Consider the following 6,212-nt stretch of genomic DNA (forward strand, 5'->3'; position numbering starts at 1 on the left):
CCGTGTAGCCCTTCTCCACGCTGCCCTTCATGGTGGCCAGCTGCCGGTCGTAGCCGTCGCTGAAGATGCCGTCGGTCTCCAGGGAGAGCTCACTGAGGTGGGTGACGCTCGGGCCGTAGCCGTCCGTCGCGTAGACGGTGTCGCAGACGTCCTCGGGGAACGCGAGCTGCGACGTGACCACGCTGTCCTGCGCGGCGGTGGCGTCGTCGAGGCTGTCGTACACCTCGAAGTGGATGTGCGGCCAGCGGCCGGTGTAGCAGCCCGGGAAGACCGACGTGAAGGTGACCTGGCCCTTGGCGTCGGTCTCCTGCACGCCGCGCAGGTAGTTCTCGTCGGTGACGCCGTCGGAGTAGAGGGAGTACCGGCCCTCCCGGTCGCAGTGCCAGAGGTAGACGGCCGCGCCCTTCTTCGGCGTCTCGCACCCGGAGTCCGTCGCGACGACGGTGAGGGTCACCGTCAGCGGTACACCCTCGGCGACCCCGTTCGCCGAGCCGATGCTCCTGGTGATGTCCCGGCGGACGACGCCGCTCTCCCTGAGGACGTCGGGCCCGTTGGAGCCGTCCCCGGGGTACGGGCCGGCCGTCTCCGACGGGATGGTCTCGCAGTCGGCGCCGGCGGAGGACGCGGACGAGCCGGAGGGCGACGACGAGGACGCCGACGACGTCCCGCCCGACTCGTCCGAGGAACAGGCCGCCACCAGCGGCACCACGCTTGCCCCGGCCAGCAGCCGGATCATTCGGCGCCGTGCCAGCACCGGCAGATCGTAGGAGAGCCCTCGGTCGAACTCGTCATCATGGTCATGCCCGTGACTGTGGCCGTGCCCGTGGCTGTGGCTGTGGCTGTGCGGTGTGTCGCTCATGGTGGGGGCCTGCGCGCTCTCTGTTCCGTCCGTCATGCCACGCGCGATGCTACGAGCCCAACCTGTGGAAACTTCAAGTTCCTTGCTCGGCGGCGTCACGCGGTGGGACCGTCACGCCCCGACCGCCCCGTCCACGCCCTCTCTCAGGAGGTCCGCGTGGCCGTTGTGGCGGCCGTACTCCAGGAGGACGTGGACCATGACCATCCGCAGGGAGACCTCCTCGTCCCAGCGCGGCTGGCGACCGGTCAGGTCGAGGGAGGGGGCCGCGCGCTCGATACGGCGGGAGTACTCGACCTCCGCCTCCCACGCGGCGAACGCCTCCGCCCGTGTCGAGGCACTGTCGTCGTACGCGGCCTGGAAGTCGATCTCGTCCGACCACACCATGGGAGCGTCGTTGTCCTCGAACACCCGGCGGAACCAGGCGCGTTCCACCTCGGCCATGTGGCGGACCAGCGCGAGCAGCGACAGCGTGGACGGTGGCATCGACCGCTGTCGCAGCTCCGCGTCGGTGAGGCCCTCGCACTTCATGGCGAGGGTCGCGCGGTGGTAGTCGAGGAAGGCCCGCAGCGTCTCGCGCTCGGATCCGACATGGGGCGGCCCCACCCTCTTGTCCTCGGCCATCGGCCGTCCTCCTCGTTCTCGGGTTCTCCGCGGCCGTCCGGGGCCGTGCCCGTCCGGCGTCGGGTCTGTTCAGAGAATCTTGTCGAAGAAGGTGCGGATGTCGGCGGCCAGGGTCTCCGGTTCGTCCATCCCCACGAAGTGGTGGCCTGGACGGGACTCGGGCCAGTGCACGATCCGGTTGTCGCGCTCGGCGAGGCGGCGGACGGCGGGCGGCCCGCAGTACACGCCGGTCGGCACCTCCCGTTGACCCTCCGGCCAGGTGAACTCGTCCCGCTCGTACATGAACCAGGACGACGTGCCGGACGTCCCGGTCAGCCAGTAGAGCGTGACATTGGTGAGGAACAGGTCGCGGTCCGTGCCCTGGGCGCCGAAGTCCCGGAACTTCTGCATCATCCACGCGAGCTGGGCGACCGGGGAGTCGTGCCAGCCGTACGCGAAGGTCTGCGGGGTGTGGCGGAGCAGGGTGTGGTGATCGACGCCGCCCTGCGACCACTGCTGGATCATGTCGTACAACGCCCGCTCGTCCGGCGTCAGTTCGGGCAGGTCCTTCTCGGTCGGGAAGCCGAACCCGCCGTTGATGTGGACGCCGATGACGTGCCCGGGGGCCACGCGGGCCACCGCGGGCGCCAGGTACGCACCGAGGTCGCCGCCCTGGGTGCCGTAGCGGTCGTAGCCGAGGCGGCTCATCAACTCGGCCCACATACGGGCCACCCTGTCGACGCCGAAACCGGTCTCGCGCGGCCCCTCGGAGAAGGCGAACCCGGGGACGGACGGGGCGACGACATGGAACCCGCGCTCGGTGAGCGGGTCGATGAGCCGCGTGAACTCGACGACCGAGTTGGGCCAGCCGTGGGAGAGGAGCAGCGGCACGGCGTCCGGCCGGGGCGAGCGGACATGCAGGAAGTGGACGTCGAGGCCGTCGATCCCGGTCAGGTACTGGGGGAAATCGTTGAGCCGGCGTTCGTGGGTCCGCCAGTCGTACGCCGTGCGCCAGTACTCGGCCAGTTCCTTGACCTCCGCCACGGGGACTCCCCGTTCGGCCCCCTCCCCGGGCAGCTGTCGCGGCCAGCGCGTGCGTGCCAACCGGTCGTTCAGGTCGTCCAGTTCGGCCTGCGGGATGTCGATGTGGAAGGGGCGGACCCGCGTGTCCATGATCGCTCCGGTTGCCTCGGCGTGGGTTGGTACGAGCAGATTAGGAGCGATGTAGGCCAGATCCTGTCCCAGATCCTGTCCTCTATCGCCCTGGCGCGCCCGCATCGGCCGACCCGCGCACCCGCGTCGGCCGACCCCGGAGGCAGGCGGCCGGTGAGGGCTCCCCGCCCCCACGGGGTCCTCACCGGCCGGTTCTGCGGGGAAGCCGTCGCGTCAGGCGCGCACGAGTTCCTCGTCGCGTTCCGTGCCAGTGCCCTCGGCGGCGGCGTCGCCGTGCGGGCGCAGGCCCTCGCCCTCGACGTCGACGTTGGGCAGCGCCCGGTCCAGCCACTTCGGCAGCCACCATGCCTTGTCGCCGAGCAGGGCGAGAACGGCCGGGACGATGGCCATCCGGACCACGAAGGCGTCGAAGAGGACCGCGACGGCGAGGCCGAAGCCGATCATCTTGACCATCGACTCGCTGGAGCCGATGAAGCCCGCGAAGACCGCCATCATGATGACCGCCGCGGCCGTCACCACCCGCGCCCCGTGCCGGAAGCCGGTGACCACGGCCTGTCCGGGGCGCTCGCCGTGGACGTACGCCTCGCGCATCCGGGTCACCAGGAAGACCTCGTAGTCCATGGCGAGACCGAAGACGACGCCCACCATGAAGATCGGCATCATCGACATGACCGGGCCGGTCTCCTCGACACCCACCACGTCCGCCAGCCAGCCCCACTGGAAGACCGCGACCACCGCGCCGAGCGCCGCCATCACGCTGAGCAGGAAGCCGAGGGCCGCCTTCAGTGGGACGAGGACGGAGCGGAAGACCACGATCAGCAGCAGGAAGGCGAGGCCGACCACCAGGACCAGATACGGCACGAGCGCGTCGTCGAGCTTCTGGGAGACGTCGATGTTCATCGCCGTCGCGCCGGTGACCAGGACGTTCGCGTCGGAGTCGGCCTTGATCTCCGGTCCGGCGCCGCGGATCTCGTGGACCACGTCCTCGGTCGCCACGGACGACGGCTTGGAGTCGGTGACCACGGTGATCATCGCGGTGTCACCGGCCTTGTTGTACGTCGCCGGGGTGACCGTGACGACGCCCTTCATGTCCTTGACCTCGTCGGACACCTGCTTGACGGCGGCCTTCGGGTCACTGGAGGACTTCGCGTCGACCACGACCATCAGCGGGCCGTTGGAGCCGGGGCCGAAGCCCTCGGAGAGGAGGTCGTAGGCGCGGCGCTGGGTGGTGGACGTCGGCTGGGAACCGTCGTCGGGCAGGCCGAGTTCGAGGGAACTCGCCGGGATCGCGGCGGCGCCGAGGCCGATCACGGCCACGAGCAGCACCATCACCGGCCTGCGGACCACGAACCGGGCCCACCGCGTCCCCATGTTGGGCTTCTCCACCGCCACGCCCCCGCCGGACGGGGTCTTCGGCGAGGCACCCACACCGCCACCGATCCCGGCCGACGCACCCACACCGCCACCGATCCCGGCCGACGCACCCTCGACGCCCCTGGCCTTCGCCGCCGCGCGGCCGCCGCCCATCCAGCGGGCCTTGTGCCCCGTCGGGCGGACCTTGGCGCCCGCGTAGCCGAGGAGCGCCGGGACCATGGTGAGGGCGATGAGGACGGCGACGGCGACCGTGCCCGCCGCCGCAATACCCATCTTGGTGAGCATCGGGATGTTGACGACGGCGAGGCCGACGAGGGCGATGACGACGGTCAGTCCGGCGAAGACCACGGCGGAGCCGGCCGTGCCGGTGGCCCGGCCCGCGGCCTCCTCGCGGTCGCGGCCCTCGGCGAGTTCCGCGCGGTAGCGGGAGACGATGAAGAGGGCGTAGTCGATGCCGACGGCGAGGCCGATCATCATCGCGAGAGTCGACGTGGTCGTGCCGAGGTCGAGGGCGCTCGCCAGCGCGGTGATCGAGGCGACGCCGATGCCCACGCCGACGAGCGCGGTCAGCAGCGGCAGCCCGGCCGAGACCAGCGAGCCGAAGGTGATGACGAGGACGACCGCGGCGACCGCGATGCCGATGATCTCCGTGGTCCCGGTGTGCGGCACGGCCTGGAGGGCGTCACCGCCGATCTCCACGGTCAGCCCGCTGTCCCGGGCACCCTCGGCGGCGTCCTCCAGCGCGTCCTTGGAGGCGTCCTTCAGCTCCATGCCGGAGACCTGGTACCGCACCTGGGCGTAGGCGATCGTGCCGTCCTTCGAGACCGACCTGCTCTTGAACGGGTCGGTGACGGAGGTGACCTCGGAGCCGGTGTCCAGTTCCTTGACGGTGCGCTCGACGGCCGACTTGTTCGCGGCGTCGGCCATCTTCTCGCCGGCGGGCGCCTTGAAGACGACGCGTGCGGTGGCGCCGTCGGCGTTCATGCCGGGGAAGCGCTGGTCCAGCAGGTCGAAGGCCTTCTGCGCCTCGGTGCCGGGGATGGAGAAGGACGACGAGCCCGCGGTGGGCGCGGAGGCGGCGCCGACACCCGCGAGGGTCAGCAGCGCGACCCAGATCAGGGCGACGAAGTGTCGTCGCCGGAAGGCGAGTCGGCCCAGTTTGTAGAGGAATGTGGCCACGGGCGGTACTCCCGTTCAGGTCGTTGACGTGCAGGAGGGCAGGGGTGATCGGCCCGTGTGCTGCCGTACCGGGGAGTACGCGAACAGGGTCGATCGGCCCGACGACGTGAGCGGTGGCGTCAGGTGGGGCTCAACCGCGTGTCACGCGGCGATGGCGCGGGGTGTGTCAGTCGGTCGGTACACCGAGGGCGGGGAGAACCACGGCGTCGATGTACGAAACGAGGAAGGCCTGGGTCGGAGGCAGCTCTTCGAGCAGCGTCCGGGTCGCGAAGGCACCGAGCATCATGTGCATCACGAAGTCGAGCGCCGGGTTGTCCGGCCGGACCTCACCGCGTTCGATCGCGCGTTCCAGCAGCCGCTGGAACTCGGCGACCTGCGGTTCGATGAGGAACTCCCGGAAGGCCACCAGAAGCTCGGGGTTCGTGTGCACCGCCATGGCCAGGCCCCGCATGAGCGCGGAGTTCTGCTCCATGGCGCAGTCGTCCTCGCGCCGCGCCAGGGCGTGCAGGTCGCCGCGGAGGGATCCGGTGTCGACGGCGGTGGCGCCCATCGACTTGTCCTTGCCGATCTCCTTGCCGATCGCCTTCGCGACCAGCTCGGCCTTGCCGCCCCACTGGCGGTAGAGGGTGGCCTTGCTGGACCTGGTGCGGGCGGCCACGGCGTCCATGGTGAGGGCGTCGTAGCCGACCTCCCGGAGCAGGTCGAGCACGGCCGCGTACAGCTCGGCCTCACGCTCGGGCGTGAGTCGACTGCGGCGCGCCGTCGCGGTCTCAGTCATCCCACTCTCCCCACTCCCACTGGACGTTCGAGACGACAAGGCTACCGGTCACGTGCCGGGGCACGGGCCGGTCGACCCAACTTCTCGAACGAAACCGTTTCGTACACTTAAGACGATACCCCGAAGATGCCCCGAGCCCTAGAGAAACGAAACGGTTTCGTTCGTGTCTCGGGTCACGCGCTCCGGGTCACGCGCCCCGGGTCACGCGCCCCGCGGCTCCGCCGCCGGACCGCCCCGAACCGCCCCGCC

At 70.5% G+C, this 6,212-nt stretch carries 5 protein-coding genes; all 5 read right to left on the bottom strand.

Features of this window, described 5'->3' with window-relative positions:
* The coding region (locus AOK15_RS33935) for an intradiol ring-cleavage dioxygenase (protein ID WP_055522154.1) at window positions 1-859 on the bottom strand (859 nt) is incomplete at its 3' end.
* A 111-nt stretch (window positions 860-970) separates the two neighbouring features.
* Window positions 971-1,480 carry a DinB family protein gene (locus AOK15_RS33940; RefSeq protein ID WP_055522155.1) on the bottom strand — a complete coding sequence of 170 codons (510 nt, stop codon included), beginning with the start codon at window positions 1,478-1,480 and terminating at the stop codon, window positions 971-973.
* A gap of 69 nt (window positions 1,481-1,549) precedes the next feature.
* A complete protein-coding gene (locus tag AOK15_RS33945; RefSeq protein WP_055522156.1) occupies window positions 1,550-2,632 on the bottom strand; it encodes an epoxide hydrolase family protein in 1,083 nt (360 codons plus the stop codon).
* Between the two features lie 213 nt (window positions 2,633-2,845).
* Window positions 2,846-5,185 (bottom strand): MMPL family transporter, encoded by a 2,340-nt coding sequence (locus AOK15_RS33950; RefSeq protein WP_055522157.1) that lies wholly within the window; start codon window positions 5,183-5,185, stop codon window positions 2,846-2,848.
* A gap of 166 nt (window positions 5,186-5,351) precedes the next feature.
* On the bottom strand, window positions 5,352-5,963 hold the full coding sequence (locus tag AOK15_RS33955; protein WP_055522158.1) for a TetR/AcrR family transcriptional regulator: 612 nt from the start codon (window positions 5,961-5,963) through the stop codon (window positions 5,352-5,354).
* Between the last annotated feature and the right edge of the window lie 249 nt (window positions 5,964-6,212).

The sequence above is a fragment of the Streptomyces ossamyceticus genome, from assembly GCF_001418475.1.
GTDB classification, from domain to species: Bacteria; Actinomycetota; Actinomycetes; order Streptomycetales; family Streptomycetaceae; genus Streptomyces; species Streptomyces ossamyceticus.

Coding starts and splice junctions, on each gene's coding strand:
- AOK15_RS33940 (WP_055522155.1), bottom strand. CDS start 1,480: ATGGCCGAGGACAAGAGGGTGGGGCCGCCCCATGTCGGATCCGAGCGC.
- AOK15_RS33945 (WP_055522156.1), bottom strand. CDS start 2,632: ATGGACACGCGGGTCCGCCCCTTCCACATCGACATCCCGCAGGCCGAA.
- AOK15_RS33955 (WP_055522158.1), bottom strand. CDS start 5,963: ATGACTGAGACCGCGACGGCGCGCCGCAGTCGACTCACGCCCGAGCGT.